The following is a 23,399-nucleotide window of genomic DNA, read 5'->3' as shown; positions in this document are numbered from 1 at the left end:
CTCTTCTTCTTCGCGCGACCGGCTCGCCAGAGGTGATGAGAACACCATCCTTCGCTCTTCGCGTGGATTCCCCATGGGTTCCACGGGCCGACACGGCATCCGGCGATGCTTCCCGGGTTGACGCTACACGCCGTCCGCCCGATAGCTTTCGCATGCGTTCGGGGAACATCCTGGCCCTGCTCGGAGTCGGGCTGCGGTGGTGAGCTATCCCCCCCTGCGCGCGCGCCTTCTCGTGCTGGCGGCGCTCGCCGCTTGCCGTGACGGTTCGGGTACGCCGGGCGCCGGGCTGGCGCCCGACGCGGGTGCTGCCGCGCCGGCGCCCTCCGTTGCGCCCGCCGCGAGCGAGGCAAGCGCCCCGAGCGCGCCGTCGATGGACGCGGGGGTGGCGGACGCAGCGGCACCGGACGCAGCAGCGGCAGATGCAGCAGGGCCAGACGCGGCAGCTCCAGACGCGGCAGCTCCGGACGCCGCCGCGCTGGGCGCGGGCTGCAAGCTGCGCCGAGGGCCGCTCTCGCTCACGCTCCGGGGGCCGGCGCTGCTGTGGTCTCCGGACGAGGCGGAGCGCGCGGACTTCCGGGTGATCTTCAACCGCGACGGCGTGGCGCAGCACGTCGCGCCGTCGTTCGGCGGGCTCACCGCGCCGGGCTCGCCGCCCGCGGAGGCCGCGCCCGACGCCGGGGATGGCAGCGGCGATCCAGAGCGCGCCTCGTGGCCGGCGTGCGCGGTGGCCTCTCGGTTCGTGTACTGCATGGATCACGGCGGCACGATCCGGAGGACCCCGCTCGGCGGCGGCGAGGGACCGCCCATCGGCGCCGGGCGCCGCGGCACGGGGATCTCCGCCGTCGCCCTGCCCGGAGGGCACACGCTGCTCGCCTTTCTCTCGGATCGGAAGACGAGCGAGGGCGCCGTGACGCAGGCCTTCGCGGTGCTCGACGACAGGGCCGCCGTGCCGCTCTCGGAGGAGGGCAGCGGCGCCACCTTCGTCGCGCTGTCGCCCTGGAAGGGAGGCGCGCTGGCGATGTACATCGACGCGCGCTCGGCGCTGACGCCGGTGCACGCCCGCACGCTGGGGCTCACCGCGGAAGGCAAGCTCGAGCTCGGCCCCGACGCGGTCGTCTTCGTCGGCGACGCGGGGGAATCGAGGATGGGCGGCGCGCTCGCCATCGGCGCCGCCGGGCCTGCGTACGTGCTGCTGCCGGCGGCCAAGGACATCTCGGCGTTCGGCATGGCGGCGATCCGCATCGACGAGGCGCCGCGCGACGACATGCCGGCGGTCTGGTCGCTCTACCCGAACGGGCTCAGCCCCGCGCCGATCGCGGCCACGCAGGGCGTCTCGCCGATCCATGTGGCCCGGGTCCGACCCGTCTCGCGCGAGCCCGGGGCGCGCCACGCGCTCGAGCTCGGGCAGCTCGACGGCGAAGGGCGGTTTCACCCGCGCTGCGTCGCGGTGGAGGGCAAGTCGTTCAAGCACGTGGCGATCGAGGCGGATCGCGGCGGCTCGCTATGGATCGCGTACACGACGCCGGCCGGCACCTTCATCGAGCAGCGCGCCGCGGGGCCGTGATAAGCCAACCGCGTGGATTCGCGAATCCATCCCTATCGTAAATCTTAAGGAGTCGAGATGAAGCTAGGTTATCTGCCCAAGGGCATTTCATGGCCGCTCGTGTCGCTGATCGCGCTTGGCGTCGCCGGCTGCAGCGACGGCGGCGGCGGTGACGCCGGCACCGCCGAGAGCGCCTCGTCCGCCGCCGGCGGGCCGGGTGGCGCGGGCGCGGTCGGCGCCGGCGCCGGGAGCGGCGCAGGGGCAGGGGGCGGCGGCGTCACGACGGGCGCGGGCGCTGGCTCCGGCGGCTCCACGACGAGCAGCGCCACGTCGACGAGCAGCGGCGAGCCCGGCGAGACGGCCACCGGCGCGACCACCACGACGGCGGCGACCGGCGGCGAGCAGGCGGTGAGCTGCGATTATCCCGCGGCGTACGAGAACGGCTCCGTCACCTTCTACACGCTCGACATGGGCTCGACCGAGGTGAACTGCAGCTATCCGATCGTAGGGCGCAACCCGGACGTCGTCGGGCACGTCCCGTTCGAAGGAGGCAAGTTCTTCGCCGCCATGAACACCGCCGACTACAACGCGGCGGCGATGTGCGGCGCGTGCGTCGAGGTCTCCCGGGACGACGGGCGCAAGGTGCAGGCCATGGTCGTGGACCAGTGCCCGATCGCCACGAACCCGAAGTGCACTGCGGGCCACATCGATCTCAGCAAGAACGCCTTTCTCAAGATCGGCGAAGAGCGCGAGGGGTATCTGGGGACCACCCACGGCGGCGCGGCGGGGAAGATCTCGTGGCGGTACATCCCGTGCCCGACGACGGGTGCAGTCTCCTTCCGGCTCAAGGAGCCGACAAACAAGAACTGGAACCAGATCCTCGTCGAGGGGCACGCGCACCCGATCGAGAAGCTGGAGGTGGAGATCAACGGCACGTGGAAGACGGCCACGCGGGAGCCGTACAACTATTTCGTCGTCGGCGACGGCAACATGGGGAATGCGCCGTACCATGTCCGCGTCACCGACATCAACGGTTCCACCGTGGAAGCGATGCTGGAGCTCAAGGCCGGAAACCAGCCCGCGAGCGCGCAGTTCCCCGCCTGCAACTGAGCCCGAGGCCTGCGCCCCCTGCTCGAGCGCGGCCGCCCGGAGGCCCGGTGGTGGCCGCGCCCCTCGCGCGGCGCGGCCGAGCGCACACGGGCGCCGCGACCGCGCCCTGGCTGCGGGGAAGCGCGCTCGCCGGCCGGCTCGTCGCGGGGCCAGCTGGTAGGATGACCGCCCCCTGCGGGCGGACCCGCCGCCGGGATCTCCAGGAGAACACCGTGCAAGACCCTCGCCCCGCCCCGTCGCTGCTCACCGTCGACGACTTCGAGCGCGCAGCGCGCGCCCGGCTGTCGAAGATGGCCTATGACTACTACCGATCGGGCGCCGACGAGGGCCGCACGCTCCGCGAGAACCGGCGCGCCTTCCGCCGCCTCGAGATCCATCACCGCGTCCTCGTCGACGTGGCCGAGCGGGACATGAGCACGACGGTGCTCGGCACGAGGGTGCCGTTCCCCATCCTCGTGGCGCCGACGGCCTACCAGCGCCTCGCGCACCCCGACGGCGAGATCGCCTCGTCGCGGGCGGCCTCCGAGCTCGGCACCATCTTCACGCTCTCCACCCTCTCGACGACGAGCCTCGAGGCGGTCGCGGACGCGTCTTCAGGGCCGAAGTGGTTCCAGCTCTACGTCCACAAGGATCGCGGCCTCACGCGCGCCCTCGTCGAGCGGGCCGAGTCCGCCGGCTACCGGGCGCTCATGCTGACCGTCGACACACCGGTCCTCGGCCGCCGGATAGCGGACGTACGCAACGGCTTCGCGCTGCCCGAGGGGCTCGTGATGGCGAACCTCGTCGACGCCGCGTCGGCCGCGCCGGCCGAGGAGCGGGGCTCTCTGCTCGCGTCCTACGTGGCCTCGCGACACGACGCCTCGCTGACGTGGCGCGACGTCGGGTGGCTCGCCTCGCTCACGAGGCTCCCCCTCCTGCTCAAGGGCATCGTCAGGCCCGACGACGCGGTCCGCGCGCTCGAAGCGGGCGCGGCCGGCGTCGTCGTCTCCAACCACGGCGCGCGGCAGCTCGACGGCGCCCCCGCGACGATCGAGGTGCTCCCGGCGATCGCCGAGGCGGTCGCCGGGAGGTGCCTGGTGCTGATGGACGGCGGTATCCGGTGGGGTACCGACGTGCTGAAGGCCATCGCGCTCGGCGCCCGCGCGGTGCTGGTCGGACGCCCAGTCCTGTGGGGACTCGCCGCGCTCGGCGGCGAGGGCGTCGCGCGCGTGCTCGCGGGGTTGCGCGATGAGCTCTCGATCGCCATGGCGCTCGCCGGCTGTCCTACCCTGGCATCCATCGATCGCGACCTGATCCGACGAGCTCGGGCGCTATGATGGATGCCTGAGTCGCACGAGCGCGGAGTTTTCCAAGATCGGCGCTGTCCCCGCGTGCGTCCTGGCGGATGGCGACGATCACGGCGTTCAAGTCGCCCATGTAACCCATGTAGACAGATTGCTGCGCTCCGCTGAACCGAGGTGTCAAGGCGTCTTCGACGAAAGAAAAGGTGGCGGCCACTCGGCCTCACCCTTACACTCGGCCATCGTGAGCAGCGCAGTACCTGCGAGGGAGCGGTGGCGGAGGCTCTTCACGCGAGGCGCTGGCGCCTCCGGGGGGGCGCCAGCGCCCGAGGGGGCGGACCCGACCATGGGGATTCGGCTCCGGCGCTTCGCGGGGCCGGCGGCCTACCTCGATCAGGTGTCGTCGCTCCGGATTGCCCACCTGACGGATCAGCATGTCGGTCGCGTGACGTCGGTGCGGGTGCAGCGCGCGGCCGTCGCGCTGACGAACCTGCAGCGGCCCGATCTCGTCGTGCTCACGGGCGATTTCGTGTGTCACAGCCAGCTCTACCTCGATCAGCTGGAAGAGGTGGTGCGCGGCTTCGAGGCGCCGGTGATCGCCGTGCTGGGGAATCACGATCACTGGTCGGGCGCCGACGCGGTGAAGCGCGCGCTCGAGCGGGGCGGCGCCGCGGTGCTCTGCAACGCGAGCACGGTGATCACGCTGGGCCATGAGCGGCTCCAGGTGGTGGGGCTCGACGACGCGTATACCGGCCATGCGTCGCTCGAGAAGGCGGTGAAGGGGGTGCGGCGCGACCTGCCGACGCTGGGCCTCTCGCACATCGCCGAGGAGGCGGACGGGCTCTGGCGCCATGGCATCCCGCTGGTGCTGTCGGGCCACACGCACGCGGGCCAGGTGACGGTCGCGCGCCTGAACGAGCTCTCGATCGGCAAGATCGCGGGGCACCGGTACATTCACGGGCTCTACGGCACGCGCAAGCGGGGGGAGCCCGGCCAGGGGGCGGTCTACGTCGGGGCGGGGATCGGCGCGGCGGTGATGCCGTTGCGCCTCGGCGAGCGGGGCCAGCGGGAGGTCGCGATCTTCGAGCTCGGCAGCGAGCCGGGGTCGTTCGACGAGCACCACGCGGAGCAGGCGCCGCACCTGGGGCGCAAGCCGTCGCCGGAGCTCATGGCGAGCCGCGCGGCGAAGGTGGCGAGGAACCGGGAGCGGCGGGCGCGGGTGCACCGGCACGGCGAGGGGAGCGCCGGCGGCGGAGAGCCGTAGCGCCGCGGCGCCCAAGGCCGTCGCTGGTTGCGCGGGTTTGAAATCCTGCCAGCGATCTGCCTCGCGTGCGAAAAGAGATTTCAACGCAAAGGCGCACAGGCGCAAAAAGAATAAATCTCTCGTATTTTTGCGCCTTTGCGTCTTTGCGTTGAAATATCTCTCCGGATCCCTGGGCGGACTCCTGGTAGGTAGAACTAGTAGCGGAAGCCCAGGGCTCCCGAGGGCCCCCAGAGGATCGCCGAGGCGAGATCGACGTTCATCCGAGCCTCGAGGTAGATCGCGTGCTGATCGAGGGTGACGAGGTCGTAGCTCAGGTGCCCGCTGAACCCGAACGCCGCGGAGGTCATCGACGACGTTGACGTCGCGCGGGTCACCGCGAGCACGAGCATGCCAGCGCCTCCGCCGAGCCGGAAATCGCCGAGGTGGGTCTCCACCGCGAAGCTCGGGCGGATCATGCGCGCGGGGAGGCCGAACTCGGTGACGCCGACGAAGCCCTCGCACCCTCCCCAGAGCGCGACGTGCTCGAGCGTGCCCCCGGCGGCGGCGCCGAAGCTCGCTCCATAGATGGCGAGGGAATAGAAGCTTTGCCACGAGCCCCCGGCGTAGAACTTGGCGCCGAAGCCGCGCCTCCACCCCTCCGGGCCCTCGAGAGCGGGCGCCCCCGGAGGAGGCTGCGGCGCCTGCGCGCTGGCGAGGGCGGGGGCGAGGAGCCCGGAGAGCGCGGCCGCGACGCCCCATCGTCGCCTCGATGAGCGGATACGCCGCCTCACTGGCACACCACCGGGCGCGCGACGCCCGTGCTCCCGCCCTCGGCGAGCTTCATGCGCGTGGCGGCCTGCTCGCAGACGTTGCTCGCGACGAGGTCGCCGCACTCCCTGTCCTGGATGCACCGGCTCTCGTCGGCCGTGAGCCACAGCTCCTCGTCCCCGTTGCAGCCGACGTTCTGCCGGCAGAGCGCGGGAGTCGCGGAGAACGACGGACAGCACTCCTCGAGATGCGCAGCCGCGTTCTCGCACAGGAACTCCTGCTCGCTGATGCCCATCCCGAGGACGAGCGGCGCGAGCAGGAGGACGCACAGGATTCGACGGGCAGAGATCCAGGATCTCACGTTCAACCTCGCTGCAAAGCGCGAAGGCGGCGCGGCGGATCGCGGCGCCCCGGGCGCCATGGCATCCTACCGCGAGCGCACGCCCATGTCCGCATGTCCTCGGTCCGCGCTCCCCCGCACGCTCGAGGAACCCCGCGGGTCGGTCGATTCGCGTTGACGCCCGTCATGTGAACGTTCACATTGTCGGCCGCACGTCCTCCTTTGGCTTCGTCCGGTAGTGCACCGGACCGCTCACGACCCTGACATGGCCACGCGAACGAGCCGTGATACCAAGGCAACGACGTTTCGCGTCCCGAGCCTCAACTGCCGGCGCCCTCGCCGGACTGGTGTAAAATGAGAATCTCTTTGATCGTGGTTCCTGCGATGATGGTCCTTCTCGCCTGCGGCTCCGATTACGACCCGCCCGCGGACGACCAGGCCAGCGCCAGCACGACCGGCGCTGCGGGTTCGGGCGGGGGAGCCTCGACGGCAGCCAGCACGAGCGCCTCCAGCAGCGCGAGCGCCTCCAGCAGCGCGAGCTCCGTCGGCAGCGGCGGGGCCGGCGGCAGCGGCGGCAGCGGCGGCAGCGGCGGGGTCGGCGGCAGCGGCGGCGGCGAAGAAGAGAACCTGCTCGCCGCGGCCGACAGCATCGACGGCTTCCGCTGGGAGATGCCGTGCGACCGGGACCCGGGCAACAGCGACGAGTGTGCGTGTTCGGCGCAGGTCGACGCGACAAAGACGTTCGGCGGCTCGCCCGACACGGTCTATCTGGTGACCGTCCGGCTCCGCGGCGTCGTCGAGCCGGAGACCTACAAGGGCGGCACGTCGGACGGCATGCACTTCCGCGTGGGCGGTGCACCCGACCACGGGGAGTACAACCGCTACAGCATCTCCGTCTCCGACCCGGCCGAGGTCTACTGGCTCAACGACAGCCCCAACGTGGGGCACGACACGTTCAAGATCGACCACACGAAGACCATTCCGATCCGGGGCGGAGCCAAGGTGTCCTTCAAGGGCGAGGACCCGAATGACATCAGCATCACCAACTTCAAGCACCTGGTCGTGGACGGCGTCCCCCCGGCGCCCCAGCCGTTCAACGGTCAGTTCATCCAGCTCGACGTGCAATCCGTCGAGAAGAAGCCGTGACCGCGCGCCGCCCGCGCTCCTCGCGCTCGAGCAGCCGCGGAGCGGGGCGGCGATCTCGCTCACTCGATCGGCGCGTCCACGCACGCGCCCCGCGCGTCGACGGAGGTGCCGCTCGCGGCCGCCGTGCACGCGTTGGCGTACGTCTGGCCGTCACAGCCGCACACGGGCGCGAGCTCCTTCGTGCAGACATCGGGCTTCTCCGCGCATCTGCCGGACGCGTCCGCGCGCCCGCAGATCGCGGAAGGCGCGTACTTGCAGTAGAGCCCCTCGCCGCACACGCGCGGCCCGCCGAGGGTGAAGCCGCCGCAGCTCTCGCCGACCCCCACGATCGTGGGGCCGCACTCCCCCGCGCTCCTCACCGAGACGCCGGCCGTGGCCGCGACGCAGCCGTTGCTGTACGTGCGGCCATCGCAGCCGCACACCGGATCGTAGTCCTGCGGGCACGCGTCGGGCATGAGCGCGCACGTGCCGCTCCGGTCGTACGCGCCGCAGTTCGCCTCGGGGGCGAAGTCGCAATAGAGGCCCACCGCGCAGCGTATGCCGGCGATGCCCCCGCACATGGCGCCGGGCCGCGCGAGGCTGAAGCGGCTCTCGTGCTCGGAAGTCGCCGGTGCAGCCGCCACGTCGCTCACCCCGAGCGCGCCCTCGTCGGCCCCGGTCTCCTCTGCATCAGCGACCTCATCGGATGTCGCCGTGCAGGCGGCGAGCGTCACAGCGAACACTGCACCCAGAACGTCTGCCATCTTCATGATCGTGAAAACTCCTCGTGAGGATGCCGCCCGGCGCTCCGGGCGTCTCCTCGGCATTGCGCATCGCGCGCGAGCTGGGCAAAGCGTCGCTGCGCGATGTCGCCGTGTCCTCCAACCCCTCGAGCCCTCGCTCGACCTGGGACGACAGTGCGTCGGCATGTCAGGACTCCAGCGCCTCGACGATCGCTCTCCTTCACGCCCCACGGCGTCTGCGCACATCGACTCGATGTCTGCTCGCTTCCCGCGTTTGCCGTTTGTCGTTCATTGGACGTCGATGGCCGATGAGCGTCTGCCGTCTGTCATCCACCGCTTGTTGTTCATGGCCGTCTGCAATCGGTGTTCCCTGCGAGAAGAGATGAGCCCGCCCGCCGCGGAACTTTGCGGCGTCGTGGGAGCGGGGAGCGCGGCGATCGCCAGGTCCGGGCGGGTCGAACGCCGAGCGGAGCGCGCGCACCCTGTTTCTACCTCACAAGGCGCGATGCGGCGTTCCGCCACACGGAGGTGCGGGCTGTAGGAGCCCATCCCCCGAAGCGGGGCAGTTTGCTACGTGGAAGGCCGGAGGGGCGCTGCGCGGTGGCCGTCTCGGGCAGCGGCGATTGTGATGCTGACATAAGCAGCTCTGACGCGCCGCGGGGTGGGGGCGTCGAGGCGGCGATGCGCGGTGAGCGAGAGGAAGCGGGAAGACGTGGCGGAGAGGCGGGGAGGAGCGGGAAGCGCGCGTGACGCGCGTGAGGAGCGGGGAAGCGCGGGAGACCACGAGCGCTCGCCGCGCGCGCTTTCGTGACAGTTCGGTTGCGACCCCCCTTGCTTTTGCTGCACGAGGACGGCTAAGTCTGGTTTTGCTCGAATGGTCCGTGCCAGCGACAAGACGGCGAACAACCGCACCCCTCGGGAGCTCAACCGCTCCCTCGTCCTTGACCTCGTGCAAGAGCACGGCCCGATTTCCCGCACGAACCTCGCGCGGTTGAGCGGGCTGACCAAGCCGACGGTCTCGGCCATCATCGAGGAGCTCCTCGACAGCGGCAGCGTCCGCGATGTCGGGAGCGAATCGCGCGGCGGGCGCCCGGCGCGGCTCCTCGAGTTCAACGACGACAGCGCCGCCTTCCTAGGCATCGAGATCGGCGTCGAGCAGACGGCCGTGGCCGTGGCCGATGCCCGCGGGCGGCTGCGGGCGCGCCTGGAGCAGCCCACCGTCCTGCGCGATCCGCACCGGACGGTCCGCGATATCGTCGAGCTCTTGCCAAAGGTGCTGCAGCTGAGCGGGGTGCCGCGGAAGCGGCTGCGCGGCGCCTGCGCGGTCTTGCCTGGGCTCATCGAGCGGCCGAGCGGCGTCTGCGTGCTTGCGCCCAACCTCGGCTGGGAGCGCTTCCCTGTGCGCGCGGAGCTCAGCCGCGCGCTCCGCATGCAGGTGCCTGTGTACAACCTGCCTCAGGCGGCGGCGGTGGCGGAAGGGGAGCTCGGCGCGGCGCGGGGGCAGGCGTCGTATGTGTGGATTTACGTCGGGCTCGGCGTCGGCGCGGGCCTCGTCGCCGATGGACGCCTGTTCTTCGGGATGCAGGGGTACAGCGGTGAGATCGGCCATTGTCGCATTGCGGACGACGGCCCGCCTTGCGGCTGCGGGCGCCGCGGATGTCTTGAGACGTTCGCCTCGGTCATGGCGCTCCGGCGCGCCGCCGAGGCGGCGTCGGCGCGCTCACCCCAGCTCGCCGCGCTCGCTCGCCCGCACGCCGTCAGCGCCATCGCGAGCGCGGCGCTCGCCGGCGACGAGAGCGCCCGCGCGATCTTCCACCAGGCGGGCACGCAGCTCGCGCGCGGCATCGCGGTCCTGCTGAACCTGCTCAACCCCCAGCTCGTCGTGCTGGGCGGCGAGCTGCTCGCCGCGCCCGACATCCTCCTCGCCGGCGTGCGAGAGGAGCTGCCGCGCCACGCCGTCCGCGGCGCGGACGTGCCGGTCGTCGCCTCTCCGCTGGGCAGCGAGGCGGGTGTGCTCGGCGCCCTCCTGCTCGCGCGCGAGGGCGCGGTTCGCTCGCTCCGCCTCGTGCCCGACGGCGTGCTCCAGGACAGCGCGCCGTAGGTGATCGGGCTCTAGGCGGGCGAGGCGCGCTCTCCGCGCGCCGCGTCGCCGTCCATCGGCGCGCGGGCGCGCGATCCGGAGCGCCCCTCGGCGAGCAGCGGCGCGAACGCGCGGCGATCATGCCAGGTGAGGGCGCCGAGCAGGCCGAGAAGGATGACGGCGTTGATGCCGGCGCGGGGGTCGAGCAGCAGGTGGAACAGGGCGATGTTCACCACGACAGGCCATAACAGCGCGAGCGCGAGCGGGCGGCGGCGGTCGAGCAGGAGCAGGACCGCGGCGGCGATCTCGACGACCTTGACCGCGTGGATGTAGCCGCTGTCGACGAGCAGCTGGATGAACGGGTGGAGCGGCTCGGGGACCGGGACGATGCGCACGAATCCGTTGATGCCGCCGAGCAGGACGATGAGGCCGAGGGCGACGCGGGCTGCGCCGACAGCGCGGGGGGGCATGGATCCTCCTTGGGTTCAGGGGATCACCATGGCCCCGGCCGTGGCTGTGGCTTGTACGAAGTGGCTGCGAGCGACCGAGCCCGGTGTGCGGCCCAGCGTCGCGACGACCGCGCGCGCCAGGTGGGCCTGGTCGTGGAAGCCGCCGGCGAGCGCCGCCTGCGCCAGCGGGGTGCCCTCCATGAGCGCCCGGATGGCCGTCATCACCCGCAGGAAGGTCACGTAGTCGCGCAGCGGGTGTCCGAACGCGCCGTGAAACAGGTGGGAGAGCCGCGAGCGAGAGAGGCCCTCCGCGGCGGCGAGCGGGCCCAGCGCGGGGCGGCCCGGCGCCTGCTCCGTCAGGCGGCGCATGGCGCGGAGCACGCGGCGATCGGCCGGCGGGCCGCCCGGCGCGAACGCGGCGGCGCACGTCCTCATGAGCTCGTGCGTCGCCGCGTGATCGAGCCCGCTGCGGAGCACGTCGCGCGCCGCCGCGCGCGCCCGCTCGGCCTGCGCGCCCTCGAGGGCGAGCACCCGCCCGCGGGCGGCCGCCTGGGCGCCGGCGCCGAGCCCGTCGGGCGCCAGGAAGACCGTCACCGTCGCGCCGGGAGATCCGATGGAATGAGCGACCCCGGCGCCGGTGAGCACGGGCGCGCGCACCTCGAACGGCCGCCCGATCTCGGCCTCGATCTCGAGAGGACCCTCGACCGGCACCACCAGCTTGACCAGGTGGAGCGCATGGCGGCGCGTCCCCCCGGCGCCCTCGATGATGTGCACGCCGCCGTGGCCGACAAGCGCCGTGTGCTCGAGAGCCGTCACGCTCGAGAGAACATCACCGGGACGCGGGCGGTGCAACCGATGCAACCGACGCGACCGACGCGACCGACGCGACCGACGCGACCGATGCAGCTGGCGCAACCACGCAGCAGCGGAGCGCCGGAGAGCGCTGGAGAGGCCACCTCCTGGGCGGTTCCGGAGGACTCTTGCATCGACGGCGCTCCGCGCTGGCGCGCCGCGTGCCCTCGTTGACGCTGCCACCTCGAGCGGGCATAGGGGGGGAGATGCACAGAATCGCTATCGAAGGGATGACGTGCGGCCACTGCGTCCAGGCGGTCTCGAAGGCGCTCGCGAAGGTCCCTGGCGTGACGCGGGTGAGCGAGGTGAGCCTCGAGCGTGGAGAGGCGGTCGTCGAGGGGAGCGCGACGGAGGAGGCCCTCCTCGCGGCCGTGCGCGAGGCCGGCTACGAGGCGCGCGACGCCGGCTGACGCCGCGGTGCCGGAGCTCGGCCGCCTTTGGTATGGTGGCGGCCACCATGACGCGACAGCAGAGCGAAGAGGGCTTTCCGGAAGGGTTCCTGTGGGGCGCCGCCGCGGCGTCGTACCAGATCGAGGGCGCCGCGTACGAGGACGGCAAGGGGCCGTCCGTGTGGGACATGTTCTGCAAGAAGCCGGACGCCGTGTGGAACGGCCAGACGGGCGACGTCGCGTGCGACCACTACCACCGGTACCCTGAGGACGTCGCCCTCATGCGCGACATCGGCCTCCGCGCTTATCGACTCAGCATCTCGTGGCCTCGCGTCCTCCCGGAGGGCACGGGCGCCGTCAACGAGCGCGGGCTCGCGTTCTACGATCGCCTCGTGGACGCGCTGCTCGAGGCGGGCGTCGAGCCCCATGTCACGCTGTTCCACTGGGACTTTCCTCTCGCGCTCTACCACAAGGGCGGGTGGCTGAACCGCGACAGCGCCGACTGGTTCGCCGAGTACACGAGCGTCGTGGTCAGGAAGCTCGGCGACCGGGTGAAGGACTGGATGACGCTCAACGAGCCGCAGGTGTTCGCCGGCGCCGGCCACTACGAGGGTCGCCACGCGCCCGGCGACCGGCTGCGCTTCGCCGAGGTGCTCCGGCTCTGCCACCACGTCTTGCTCGCGCACGGCAAGTCGGTGCAGGCCATCCGCGCGTCGAGCCCCGGGAAATGCAACGTCTATTATGCGCCCGTCGCGCAGGTCAAATACCCCGCGTCCTCGTCGCCGGAGGATCTGGAGGCGGCGCGCGCGGCCACGTGGTCGGTGAACGGTCGGACCACGTGGACCAACACGTGGTGGATGGATCCCGTGTTCTTCGGCAGGTATCCCGAGGACGGGCTCCGCCTGTTCGCGAAGGAGCTCCCCGAGGTCCGGAGCGGTGACATGGAGATCATCGCCCAGCCGGTCGATTTCTGCGGCGTGAACGTCTACTGGGGAGTCCCGGTGCGCGCCGGGGCGAACGGCGCAGCCGAGGTGGTGCCCCACCCGGTGGGGCACCCGATCACCGCGTTCGAGTGGTCGGTCACCCCCGAGTGCCTCTACTGGGGGCCCAGGTTCTTCTACGAGCGGTACAAGCGGCCCATCGTGATCACCGAGAACGGCCTGTCCACCCGGGACTGGATCTCGCTCGACGGGAAGGTGCACGACCCGCAGCGCATCGATTTCATGGCGCGCCACCTGATCGAGCTCCGCCGGGCGATCGCCGAGGGCGCGGTCGTGAACGGCTACTTCCACTGGTCGATCATGGACAACTTCGAGTGGGCTCACGGCTACAAACACCGCTTCGGCCTCGTCTTCGTCGACTACCCGACGGGCAGGCGGGTCCTCAAGGACTCGGCGCACTGGTATCGTGAGGTCATCGCCTCGAACGGCGCGACCCTCGGGGGATGAGCGGGGCCGCGTCGCGCGCAGCGCCTCGATGATCTGTGGCGTTAACGAGGCTCGTTCGGTCACGTTCAGGGCATGAATGCTGCCCCCACCACCAGTCACCAACGTGAACGTGGTCGTGAACGTGAACGTTTACGTGGTCGTGGTCGTGGTCGTGGTCGTCAACGGCAGGCCGTGAACGACCACGACCACGACCACGACCACGACCACGACCACGACCACGACTACGACTACGACTACGTAAACGTTCGGATGTAGGAGAACGCGGCGCGAGCTTGGTTAAGGCCGAGGGGAGGGTCGTGATCTCCGCCGCCCGCAGAGCGAAAGCGGTGTGAGGAACGGCCACTCGCCCGGGCTCGCCGGGCGAATGGCCGTGTCACCGGCGCACGCTGCGCGTCCGTGCCTCGAAGGAGCGCCTCAGGAGGCGATCGGCTCGTCGCCGTCTTCGTCCTCGTCGTCGTCTTCTTCTTCGTCCTCGTCCTCGTCTTCGAGCGACTCGTCGCCTCCGCCCGCCAGGTCGTACCCGTGCGGGTCGAACTCATCGAACATGGCCTGCAGGCGCCCGGACAGGGAATCCCATGTATCAGGCGGCTCGCTCGCCTGGCGGTCGCGCTCGGCGAGGGCGAGCGCGGCGGCGATCACCGACGTCAGCGGGCGCGCGTCCTGGAGCACCGCGACCTTCGAAGCGTCGCCGGTGCACGCGTAACCCAGCAGATACGCCCTGTAGATCTCCTCATTCGTCTTGTCGCTCATTCCTGTTCCTTCGTTCTTGTCGTCCGCAGGTCGCCCGTCGCCCGGTCGCCGTGCTCTGGCCTCCTGGGCGCCGTGGAACCCGGGGGCGCGAGCCTAGCCCATCTCGGCGGCCCTCGGGGCCGCCTCGCGCCGGGAGCCCGCGCCGCGCGGGCGCGGTCGGCTCAGTAGCGCAGCCGGTCCCGCAGGGCGCGCACCGCGTTCTCGAGCCCCGCGTGGTGGTGGAAGCAGCACTGCCCGATGCGCGGCTGGCACTGCGACGAGCGGAGCATCTCCAGGAACACGAGCGCGCGCGCGTCCCCCTCGAGCGCCGCGCGCTCGAAGAGCGCCTCCTTGCGCCGGCAGGGGGCCTCGCGCAGCGCCACGGCGATGCGCAGCGGGACGCTCGCGCGCTTCAGCACCTCGGGGCGGCGGAGCAGCGCCGCCGCGCGCTTTCCGCCCTGAGTGCCCCCGTAGCCGCTCGCGATCTCGTAGGCGATGTCGAGGCCCTCCGGGCCCAGGCGGCCCTCCAGCGCGTCGAAGATCGCGTCCGCGCGGCCGTCGGTCCGGTACGAGCTCTTCACGGCGACGGCGGCCGCGGCCGTCATCACGTCGCGCTGCTCGAAGGCGGCGCGATCCTTCTCGAGCAGCGTGAGCAGCGCGCTCTCCGCGTCGCCCCACCGCTTCGCCCGGACCGCCGCCACGAGGCGCTCGCGCTCGGCCGGGAGGCCCGCACCCTCGATCGGCCCCGTGCCGGCCGACGCCACGCCCGCGTCAGGCGCCGCGGCATCCGCTTCCGGTGCCGCCGCGCCCGCGTCCTGCGCCGCCGCGGCGTCGGCCGACCCGGGGGCCGAGGCGCTCGCGACGGGCGCCGCGGAGGGGGCTTGCGGAGGGGGGGCGAGGGCGTCCTGCGCCTGGGCGGCCGGCGCCCCGGCGGGGGCCGCCTGCGCCGCTGCGGGCGCCGCCTGGAGCTCCGGGCCGGCGGCCGCCGGGGCGCCCGCGCGCAGCCAGCCTGCGCCCGCGGGCAGCCGGCCGAGGAGCAGCGCGCCCGCCGCGCCCATCGCGGCCACGGCGGCCACCCCGAGGAGCCAGCCCCACGCGCGCCTCCGCGCTCGCGGCCGGCCTCCTGCCGCCCCGCGCGCTGCCTTCCCGGGCGCCCCGCCGTCGGCTCCGGCGGCCCCGAGCTGCAGGCCGAACGCATCCGCCTCGGCGCTGCCGGTCGCCGCGCCGCCGGCCGCGGCTCCCCTGGCCGCGGCGCCGCCGGCCGCGCCCGCGCGGTCCTGCGCTGCCGGCAGCTCGGGCGGCGCGGCGTGCGGGATCGCGCGCAGCGGGTCGCTGAGCCGCCACGCCCCGCTCGAGAGCGGCTCCTTCCAGGGGAGGAGGCCGAGCGCCTCGGACCTCGGCACGGCCGCGTCGAGCGCCGCGAGCAGCGCGCGGGCGTTCGCGGGGCGCTCCGCCGGGTCCTTGCGCAGGATGCGCATCACGAGCGCCTCGAGCTCGCGCGGCGCCGCCGTGCCCGGGGCGCGCAGCCGGAGCGGCGGCGGCGCCGTGTGGATCTGCTCGCGGAAGATCTCGACGGGGAGGATCGCGTCGAACGGGTGCTTTCCGGCGAGCATCTCGTAGAGGATGAGCCCGAGCGCGTAGAGATCGGAGCGCTCGTCGACGTGATCCATGCCCTGCGCCGCCTCGGGCGCCATGTACGCGAGCGTGCCGAAGACCATGCCGCTCAGCGTGATCCGGCCGGCGTCGGGCCGCGCCTCGCTGCTGTGCGCGTCCGTCGTGGAGAGGCGCTCGATCGGCACCTTCGCCAGGCCGAAATCGATGAGCTTCACCGCGTCGGTGCCGTCCTCGACCATGACGTTGCGCGGCTTCAGATCGCGGTGGATGACGCCGCGCTCGTGGGCGGCGGCGAGCGCCGCCGCGATCTGCCGCGCGATCTCCGCGGCGCGCGGGGCGGGCACGGGGCCCTTCTTGATGATGCGATCGAGCGTCGTGCCGCGGACGTGCTCCAGCACGAGGAACCGGGAGCCGTCGGGGAGGGTGCCGAAGTCGGTCGCCGAGGCGATGTTCGGGTGCTGGATGTGCGCGCCCGCGATCGCCTCGCGCTCGAAGCGCGCCGTGAGCTCCGGCGAGCCCTTCGCCTCGGGCAGGAGGAGCTTCACGGCCAGCCACTTGCGCAGGAGCAGGTGCTCGGCCTTGTAGACCGCGCCCATCCCGCCCGTCGCCACGAGCTCCACGATCCGGTACCGGTCCGAGATGACCGTCCCGACCAGCTGGGCCGCCGCGCTCTCCGCGAGCGCGTTGCTCGCGGCGGGCGGCGGATCGCCGGGGGCAGGGGGCGGGGAAGCGCTCACGTGAGGCGTGAACTGTCCGGCCTACCCCGATTTTTGTCAAAGGTGCGCTGATGTGGCGGGGCCGCGCCGGCTTGCCTATTGAATTGGCCGGGCGCCCGGGCCAAAGGATGCGCCATGGCCGATCCCGTCCACGCCCTCGCCCGCGCATTGCAGGCGGCGATCACCGCCGCGTTCGGCGCCGAGCACGCCGCGGTTGATCCTTCCCTGCGCCGCTCCACCCACGCCGACTACCAGGCGAACGCCGCCATGGCGCTCGGCAAGCGCCTCGGCAGGCCGCCGCGCGAGGTCGCGGCGGCGATCGTCGCGGCGCTGCAGCTCGACGGGATCTGCCGGAAGGTCGAGATCGCGGGCCCCGGCTTCGTGAACCTGACGCTCGAGGACGCGTACCTCACGCGCGAGCTCGCCGAGACGGCGGGCGGCGGGCGGCTCGGGATCGCGCCCGCGGCGCAGCCCGAGACGGTGATCGTCGACTACTCGGGCCCCAACGCCGCGAAGGAGATGCACGTCGGCCACCTCCGCAGCACGATCATCGGCGACGCCCTCGCGCGCGTGCTCGAGGCGCTCGGCCACCGCGTGATCCGCCAGAACCACCTCGGCGACTGGGGCACGCCGTTCGGCATGCTGATCGAGCACATGCTCGATCTCGGCGAGGCCGCGGCCTCGCAGGAGCTCTCGGTCGGCGATCTCGACGCGTTCTACCGGCAGGCGCGCGCCAAGTTCGACGGCGACCCGGCGTTCGCCGAGCGCTCGCGCCGGCGGGTCGTGCGGCTGCAGGGCGGCGACGAGCAGACCCTCGCGCTCTGGCGGCAGCTCGTGCGCGAGTCGACGCGCTACTTCGAGTCGGTCTACCGCCGCCTCGGCGTGACGTTGACCGACGCGGATTTCGCCGGCGAGAGCTTCTACAACCCGATGCTGCCCGACGTCATCGAGGAGCTCGGCCAGAAGGGGCTGGCGCGCGAGAGCGAGGGCGCGCTCTGCGTCTTCCCGGCCGGCTTCACGGGCAAGGACGGCGCGCCGCTGCCGCTCATCGTGCGCAAGCAGGACGGCGGCTACGGCTACGCGACGACGGATCTCGCGGCGATCCGCCACCGCCTCACGACGGTCGGCGCGCGCCGGATCGTCTATGTCGTCGGCGCGCCGCAGAGCCAGCACTTCGCGATGGTCTTCGCGACCGCGCGCGAGGCGGGCTGGCTCGCGCCGCCGGCCCGGGCCGAGCACGTGGCGTTCGGCTCGGTGCTCGGGGCCGACAAGAAGATGTTCAAGACGAGGAGCGGCGACACCGTGAAGCTCTCGGACCTGCTCGACGAGGCCACGGAGCGCGCGTCGAAGGTGGTGCGGGAGAAGAACCCCGAGCTCGACGCCGAGGCCGGAGACGCCGTGGCGCGGGCGGTCGGCGTGGGCGCGGTGAAGTACGCCGATCTCTCGAGCGACCGGATCAAGGACTACGTGTTCGACTGGGATCGCATGCTGGCGTTCGAGGGGAACACGGCGCCCTACCTGATGTACGCGCACGCCCGCATCCGGTCGATCTTCCGGAAGGCCGGCGTCGAGTCGCCGCGCGAGGCCGGGATCGTGCTGAGCGAGCCGGCGGAGCGGGCGCTCGTGCTGGAGCTGCTCCGGTTCGGCGCCGTGCTGGAGGACGTGGCCGCCACGCTCGAGCCGCACCGCCTGTGCGGTTACCTGTTCGAGCTCGCGGGGTCGTTCACGACCTTCTACGAGCGCTGCCCGGTGCTCCGCGCCGAGAGCGACGAGGTGCGCCGCTCGCGCCTCGCGCTGTGCGATCTGACGGCGGAGGTGCTGGCGAAGGGCCTCGGCCTGCTCGGGATCGAGGCGCCGGAGCGGATGTAGAGCGTCCGGCAGCGGCGCCCGTCGGCGGGCGCGCGTCTGCGTGAGGTGCACGTCTGCGTGAGCTCCGCGCTCGCGTGAGCTGCGCGTCTGCGTGAGCTGCGCGTCTGCGTGAGCTGCGCGTCTGCGTGAGCTGCGCGTCTGCGTGAGCTCCGCGCTCGCGTGAGCTGCGCGTCTGCGTGAGCTCCGCGCTCGCGTGAGCTGTGCGTGTTCGAACCGAGGTTGCGCTCGCCCGCTCGAGGTTGCGTGGGACGTCGGTCCGTTCCCTATGGCAAAGTGCAGCATGATCGAACGACGGATCGCTCTTCCCTGCACCGGCATGGCCGTGACGGCGATGCTCGCCGTTGCACTCGGGTGCTCCGCGGTGGGCGGCGCGTCCGCGCAGGGGGGTGGGGGAGACGGGCGCGGTGAGCCCGCGGGGACCATCGGTGAGGACGCCTCCGACGGGCTCGATGAGCCGGGCGAGCCAGGGCTCGGCCCCGGTGGCGCAATCCCTGTCACCGATCCCAACGTGGACGGCGACGGGGACGGGTTCACGCCCGCGGAGGGCGACTGCAACGATGTTGATGGAAATGTGAATCCGGGCGCGATCGAGGTCGAGGTCACCGAGCCTGACGCGAGCGGCCATATCCCCGCGCCGGCGGACGAGGATTGCGACGGTGTGATCGACGATGTGCCGCCACCGTGCGACGAGGGCCTCTCGCTGGAGGACTTCGACCCAGTGAACGGGGCCAAGGCGATCGACCTCTGCGCCGTCGCGTCCCGCGAGGACAGGCGGTGGGGCGTGCTCTCCGCGAGGTATGTCCGCGGGGACGGCTCGTCTGCAGAGCGGTCGCCCGCGGTTGGCGTCTTCGATGGGTTCGGCCCCAACGTGCACGTGCAGGGCGGCGCGCGCCTGCTCGCGCTCTCGACGGGGAGCGCACGCCTGCCTGGCCACCCCGACGCCTGCTGGTCCGGGAGCTGCTCGAGCTACGGTGCCGGCACAGCGCCCCCCGGGTTCCCTCAGGACAACCCTGCCTGTCCTCCGTCCAGCTTCATCAACGACGACATCGGCCTCGAGGTCGTCCTGCGCGCGCCGACGAACGCGACCGGCTACGAGTTCCTCTTCAAGTTCTATACGTTCGAATACCCGGAGTGGGTCTGCGAGGACTTCAACGATCAATTCGTCGCGCTGGCCACGCCCGCGCCTCCCGGGTCGTACAACGGCAATCTCTCGTTCGACGGGGAGGGGAGGCCGGTCAGCGTCAATATCGCGTTCTTCGATGTCTGCGACGGATGTCCGCTCGGCTCGGGCGAGCTCGTGGGGACGGGGTTCAGCCCGCGCCACGACGGCGGCACCCGGTGGCTCAAGACCCGCGCGCCGGTGCGCGGCGGCGAGGAGATCTCGCTCCGGTTCATCCTGTTCGACACCGGCGACGATCGCTTCGACTCGACCGCGCTCATCGATGGCTTCCGCTGGATCGCGACCGGCGGCACGGTCAGCCTGGAGACGGCGCCCGCGGTCAATCCCCTCTGAGGCGAGGGGGCGCTCCTCCCTCGCGCCGACGCCTCGTCGGGGTGGGGTCGCGAGGCCTGGCCGCCTCGCTGGGCGCTCCGGGCTACCGGCACGTCAGGCAGTCCCCCCCGCAATCCACGGCGAGCTCGCTTCCATTCAGCACCCCGTCGTCGCACGAGGGCGCCTGGCAGACACGCTCCCTGCACACGCCGGACGCGCAGTTCTCGCCGGTGAGGCACCCCTCGCCCGCGGGGCAGAGCGGGCATGAGCGCGTGCCGCAGTCGATGCCGGTCTCGAAGCCGTTCGCCACGCCGTCGACGCAGGTCGGAGCCTGGCAAACCCCCTGACGACACACGCCTTCCTTGCAGTCGATGCCCGTCTCGCACGAGGCGCCGAAGCCGCACGGCTGGCACGAGCCGCCGCAGTCGCGGTCGGTCTCTCCCTCGTCCTCATCCGTGACGTCATTGCTGCAGTGCGGGGGGATGCAAGCGTCCGCCGTGCAGGTCCAGCCCTTGAGGCACTCCTCGCAATTCCAGATCTGGATGACACCACCACTCCCCTCGCAGGAAAGGAAAAAAGGCGCCGTCAGCCCCAATGCAATGACGCGTCGAAGCATGGTGCTCGCTCTTCTCGTAGTTGATGGTCTGGTGACGATGACAGTACATCATGCACGGGCATCGAGGGCACCGATCTGGCTTTTTGCGAGCGGATTTATAGCATTCCGGACTGCCGGTCCGGATTGTCAAATAATCGACATGAAAGAGCTCCTCGGTGCGCGGGCGCCTGGATCCGACGAGCGGAGATCGGACACGCAGAGATGGGACGTGCAGAGTAAGGCGGGTGAGGAGAGGGGACGAGGCTCATCCACCACGCGCCACGCGAGAGGAGCCGCAGCGGCCGTTCTCTACGGATCGGCAGGAGCGCGCCGTTCGATGGCTCTCGCGCCCGACAGGACCGCACGGAGCGCGCCGGCCGGACGGGGATGGGAAGGCGATGGGTGGAGCGGGCTGTGAGGGGGCCTTGGCTCCCTGGCAGGGCGGCGCGCTGGCGCGCTCCTCGCGCGAGGCGGCGCGCGCCGCGTGGCAGGGCGGCGCGCTCCTCACGCGAGACGGCGCGCGCCGCGCTCAGGTGCGGGCGGCGGCGCGGCGCGCCGTGACGAAGGATCGCACGCAGAGCGCGACGTAGCCCGCCGAGAGGACGGCCATCACCGACTGGGCGATGACGGCCGGCGGGCGCGCCACGTCGCCGCCGGAGAGCAGCGTCGGCAGCTGGGCCAGGCCGCGCGCGGAGCCGAGGAAGCCGAGGACGCCGACCATGGCCGACGCGTGCATGGCGTGCATGCGGTACCTCTCCTGTCGCGCGAGCAGGCCGAGCCCGATCGCGACGACCCCGAAGCCGGCCGGGATGAGCGCCGTCGGCGCGCTCGTCGCCGCGAATCCTCCGACGCCGAGCGCTGTGAGCAGCGCTCCGTAGCCCATGGTCAACGTGGACATGCTCGACATGAAGAGCCTCCTTTTCGGAGCCCCGGGATACCGCGCCGGGCGCGCGCCCGCCACCGCGTCCTGCCTGCTCGCCCGCCCGTCGAGCGCCCGCGCTCGCGCGCTCGCGCGCTAGTCATCACCCCGCCCGCGGGAGGCAGCCCGTGGTCGCCGCGGCCGCGTTCGCGTTCCTCGGCCCTCGCGCCCTCGCGCCCTCGCGCCCTCGCGCCCTCGCGCCCTCGCGCCCTCGCGCCCTCGCGGGTCTTCGCGGGCGGGGCGCCGCGGCGTGGTTAGAATCTGCCGTCCATGCTCGGCCTCTCCCGCCTGCGGGACAGCTTTGCCTACACCCCACGGACGCTCCAGCTCGTCTGGCGCTCGTCGAAGGCGGCGAGCGTCGCCCTCGGCGCGCTCACGCTCGCCGCGGCGGGGCTGCCGCTCGGGGTGGCCTACGTGGGAAAGGCGATCACCGACGCGGTGGTCGCCCGCGATGAGCGCGCGGCGCTCGTGTGGGTCTCGGTCGAGCTCGGCCTCGTGGCCGCGCTCGCGCTCGTGCAGCGCGGGCTCTCGCTGATGCGGCAGCTGCTCGGCGCGCGGCTCTCGATCGACATCCACGGGATGATCCTCGAGAAGGCGCTCTCGCTCTCGCTGGTCCATTTCGAAGACTCGGAGTTCTACGACCAGCTCACCCGCGCGCGCCGCGAGGCGTCGTCTCGCCCCGCCTCCGTCGTGACCGAGAGCTTCTCCCTCGTGCAGAACCTGATCACGCTCGCGGGGTACGCCGCGCTGCTCGTCGGGTTCAGCGCCCTCGCGGTGATCGCGCTCGTGCTCGCGGCCGTCCCCGCCACGGTCGCCGAGGCTCGCTTCTCCGGCGCGGCGTTCCGCCTCCGGAACTGGCGCTCTCCCGAGGCCCGCCAGCTCAACTATCTGGAGTACGTGCTCGCCAACGACGGCCACGCCAAGGAGGTGAAGCTCTTCGGGCTCGGGCCGATGTTCCTCGAGCGGTACAAGGCGCTCGCGACGTCGTTCTACCGGGAGGACAGCGCCCTCGCGGTCCGCCGCGCCGGGTGGTCCTACGGCCTGTCGCTCCTCGGCACCGCCGCGTTCTACGGGTGCTATGGCGCCATGGCGGCCGGCGCCGCGGCGGGGAGGCTCTCGCTCGGCGAGATGGTCCTTTACGTCGCCGCCTTCCGGCAAGGCCAGCAGGCGTTCCAGGCCGTCCTCGCCGGCGTCGGCGGCATGTACGAGCACAACCTCTACATGTCGAATCTCTTTCAGTATTTGGCCATCCCGACCGGCGAGCCGGCCGCGCTGCCGGCCGTCAGCGGAGATGCGCCTGCGCCCCTGTCGGCCGACGGCGCGCACGACCGGGGCGTGCGGTTCGAGGGCGTCGGCTACCGGTATCCTGGCCAGTCGCGCTGGGCGCTCCGGGGGATCGATCTCCACATCCCGAGCGGCCAGAGCCTGGCGCTCGTCGGGCACAACGGCGCCGGAAAGACCACGTTCATCAAGCTGCTCGCGCGGCTGTACGAGCCCACCGAGGGGCGAATCCTGCTCGACGGCAAGGATCTCCGCGCCTGGGAGCCCGACGCGCTCCGCCGGAGGATCGGTGTCGTCTTTCAGGACTTCAACCAATACCAGCTCACGCTGCGCGAGAACGTCGGGCTGGGCAGCGTCGAGCACCTCGCGGACGAGCCGCGCGTCGCGCGCGCGGTCGCCGAGGGCGGCGCCGACGAGGTCGTGACGACCGTGCCCGGGGGCCTCGACGCGCAGCTCGGGCGCTGGTTCAAGGGCGGCGTCGAGCTGAGCGGCGGGCAGTGGCAGAAGGTGGCGCTCGCGCGCGCCTTCATGCGCGAGCAGGCCGACATCCTCGTGCTCGACGAGCCGACCGCGGCGCTCGACGCCGAGGCCGAGCACGCGGTCTTCCAGCGGTTCCGGTCGCTGTCGAAGGGGCGGACGACCATCGTCATCTCTCACCGTTTCCCGACCGTGCGCATGGCCGACCGCATCGTCGTGCTCGACGGCGGGCGCATCGTCGAGGAAGGCACCCACGACGAGCTCGTCGCCCGCGGCCAGCGCTATGCCCGCATGTTCGCGCTGCAGGCCGAAGGGTACCTGTAGCGCCGCCGGCGCG

The 23,399-nt window shown here is 72.1% G+C and carries 20 protein-coding genes; 11 read left to right on the top strand and 9 right to left on the bottom strand.

Annotated features, from left to right (window positions below):
- Positions 1 to 199: 199 nt before the first annotated feature.
- From WMF29_RS40975 to WMF29_RS40960, 4 genes are all read left to right on the top strand, one after another.
- A complete protein-coding gene (locus tag WMF29_RS40975; protein ID WP_437325511.1) occupies positions 200 to 1,564 on the top strand; it encodes a hypothetical protein in 1,365 nt (454 codons plus the stop codon).
- Between the two features lie 57 nt (positions 1,565 to 1,621).
- The gene (locus WMF29_RS40970; RefSeq protein ID WP_437325510.1) at positions 1,622 to 2,653 is read left to right on the top strand and encodes an expansin EXLX1 family cellulose-binding protein; all 1,032 of its coding nucleotides are present in this window, start codon (positions 1,622 to 1,624) and stop codon (positions 2,651 to 2,653) included.
- A gap of 212 nt (positions 2,654 to 2,865) precedes the next feature.
- Positions 2,866 to 3,969: an alpha-hydroxy acid oxidase gene (locus WMF29_RS40965; protein ID WP_437325509.1), complete on the top strand. Its 1,104-nt coding sequence runs from the start codon at positions 2,866 to 2,868 to the stop codon at positions 3,967 to 3,969.
- Between the two features lie 310 nt (positions 3,970 to 4,279).
- Positions 4,280 to 5,197: a metallophosphoesterase gene (locus tag WMF29_RS40960; protein ID WP_272102356.1), complete on the top strand. Its 918-nt coding sequence runs from the start codon at positions 4,280 to 4,282 to the stop codon at positions 5,195 to 5,197.
- A gap of 194 nt (positions 5,198 to 5,391) precedes the next feature.
- On the opposite strand, the gene WMF29_RS40955 is transcribed toward WMF29_RS40960, so the two are convergent.
- On the bottom strand, positions 5,392 to 5,967 hold the full coding sequence (locus WMF29_RS40955) for a hypothetical protein (RefSeq protein ID WP_437325508.1): 576 nt from the start codon (positions 5,965 to 5,967) through the stop codon (positions 5,392 to 5,394).
- Positions 5,964 to 6,305, bottom strand: coding sequence for a hypothetical protein (locus WMF29_RS40950; RefSeq protein ID WP_437325507.1), 342 nt, complete (start codon positions 6,303 to 6,305; stop codon positions 5,964 to 5,966). The genes WMF29_RS40955 and WMF29_RS40950 overlap by 4 nt, the downstream gene beginning before the upstream one ends.
- Positions 6,306 to 6,668: 363 nt before the next feature.
- On the opposite strand from WMF29_RS40950, the gene WMF29_RS40945 reads away from it, so the two are divergent.
- Positions 6,669 to 7,430 carry a hypothetical protein gene (locus tag WMF29_RS40945; RefSeq protein ID WP_437325506.1) on the top strand — a complete coding sequence of 254 codons (762 nt, stop codon included), beginning with the start codon at positions 6,669 to 6,671 and terminating at the stop codon, positions 7,428 to 7,430.
- A gap of 59 nt (positions 7,431 to 7,489) precedes the next feature.
- Here WMF29_RS40945 and WMF29_RS40940 read toward each other — a convergent pair whose 3' ends face one another.
- Complete coding sequence (locus WMF29_RS40940) at positions 7,490 to 8,179, bottom strand: Kazal-type serine protease inhibitor domain-containing protein (protein WP_272102360.1); 690 nt, start codon at positions 8,177 to 8,179, stop codon at positions 7,490 to 7,492.
- Positions 8,180 to 9,026: 847 nt separating this feature from the next.
- Between WMF29_RS40940 and WMF29_RS40935 the strand changes: the two genes are divergently transcribed.
- Positions 9,027 to 10,253, top strand: a complete 1,227-nt coding sequence (locus tag WMF29_RS40935) for an ROK family protein (protein ID WP_437325505.1) — start codon at positions 9,027 to 9,029, stop codon at positions 10,251 to 10,253.
- Between the two features lie 11 nt (positions 10,254 to 10,264).
- Here WMF29_RS40935 and WMF29_RS40930 read toward each other — a convergent pair whose 3' ends face one another.
- Together WMF29_RS40930 and WMF29_RS40925 are read right to left on the bottom strand one after the other, a co-directional pair.
- Positions 10,265 to 10,702 (bottom strand): membrane spanning transport protein, encoded by a 438-nt coding sequence (locus WMF29_RS40930; protein WP_437325504.1) that lies wholly within the window; start codon positions 10,700 to 10,702, stop codon positions 10,265 to 10,267.
- 15 nt (positions 10,703 to 10,717) lie between these two features.
- Positions 10,718 to 11,497, bottom strand: coding sequence for a helix-turn-helix domain-containing protein (locus tag WMF29_RS40925; protein ID WP_437325503.1), 780 nt, complete (start codon positions 11,495 to 11,497; stop codon positions 10,718 to 10,720).
- 242 nt (positions 11,498 to 11,739) lie between these two features.
- Here WMF29_RS40925 and WMF29_RS40920 point away from each other — a divergent pair, with 242 nt between their 5' ends.
- Both WMF29_RS40920 and WMF29_RS40915 read left to right on the top strand, forming a co-directional pair.
- Positions 11,740 to 11,943 carry a CopZ family metallochaperone gene (locus WMF29_RS40920; RefSeq protein WP_437325502.1) on the top strand — a complete coding sequence of 68 codons (204 nt, stop codon included), beginning with the start codon at positions 11,740 to 11,742 and terminating at the stop codon, positions 11,941 to 11,943.
- Positions 11,944 to 11,990: 47 nt separating this feature from the next.
- Positions 11,991 to 13,370 (top strand): GH1 family beta-glucosidase, encoded by a 1,380-nt coding sequence (locus WMF29_RS40915; RefSeq protein WP_437325501.1) that lies wholly within the window; start codon positions 11,991 to 11,993, stop codon positions 13,368 to 13,370.
- A 414-nt stretch (positions 13,371 to 13,784) separates the two neighbouring features.
- Here the strand turns inward: WMF29_RS40915 and WMF29_RS40910 are convergent, their stop codons facing one another.
- On the bottom strand, positions 13,785 to 14,120 hold the full coding sequence (locus tag WMF29_RS40910; RefSeq protein WP_437325500.1) for a hypothetical protein: 336 nt from the start codon (positions 14,118 to 14,120) through the stop codon (positions 13,785 to 13,787).
- A 161-nt stretch (positions 14,121 to 14,281) separates the two neighbouring features.
- Positions 14,282 to 16,450, bottom strand: a complete 2,169-nt coding sequence (locus tag WMF29_RS40905; RefSeq protein WP_437325499.1) for a serine/threonine-protein kinase — start codon at positions 16,448 to 16,450, stop codon at positions 14,282 to 14,284.
- A gap of 114 nt (positions 16,451 to 16,564) precedes the next feature.
- On the opposite strand from WMF29_RS40905, the gene argS reads away from it, so the two are divergent.
- Both argS and WMF29_RS40895 read left to right on the top strand, forming a co-directional pair.
- Complete coding sequence (gene argS, locus WMF29_RS40900; protein WP_437325498.1) at positions 16,565 to 18,298, top strand: arginine--tRNA ligase; 1,734 nt, start codon at positions 16,565 to 16,567, stop codon at positions 18,296 to 18,298.
- 280 nt (positions 18,299 to 18,578) lie between these two features.
- Positions 18,579 to 19,811: a choice-of-anchor L domain-containing protein gene (locus tag WMF29_RS40895; protein ID WP_437325497.1), complete on the top strand. Its 1,233-nt coding sequence runs from the start codon at positions 18,579 to 18,581 to the stop codon at positions 19,809 to 19,811.
- An 82-nt stretch (positions 19,812 to 19,893) separates the two neighbouring features.
- Here WMF29_RS40895 and WMF29_RS40890 read toward each other — a convergent pair whose 3' ends face one another.
- Entirely contained in the window at positions 19,894 to 20,406 is a 513-nt protein-coding gene (locus WMF29_RS40890) for a hypothetical protein (RefSeq protein WP_272102370.1), read from the bottom strand.
- Positions 20,407 to 20,914: 508 nt separating this feature from the next.
- Positions 20,915 to 21,292 (bottom strand): hypothetical protein, encoded by a 378-nt coding sequence (locus WMF29_RS40885; RefSeq protein WP_272102371.1) that lies wholly within the window; start codon positions 21,290 to 21,292, stop codon positions 20,915 to 20,917.
- Between the two features lie 282 nt (positions 21,293 to 21,574).
- Between WMF29_RS40885 and WMF29_RS40880 the strand changes: the two genes are divergently transcribed.
- Complete coding sequence (locus WMF29_RS40880; protein WP_437325496.1) at positions 21,575 to 23,386, top strand: ABC transporter ATP-binding protein; 1,812 nt, start codon at positions 21,575 to 21,577, stop codon at positions 23,384 to 23,386.
- Positions 23,387 to 23,399 lie beyond the last annotated feature (13 nt).

Origin of the sequence: Sorangium sp. So ce381 (genome assembly GCF_051473845.1) — a bacterium.
Classification (GTDB): Bacteria; Myxococcota_A; Polyangia; order Polyangiales; family Polyangiaceae; genus Sorangium; species Sorangium atrum.
The sequence above is the reverse complement of the archived record's forward strand: the minus strand, read 5'-3'. Positions and strand labels throughout refer to the sequence as shown.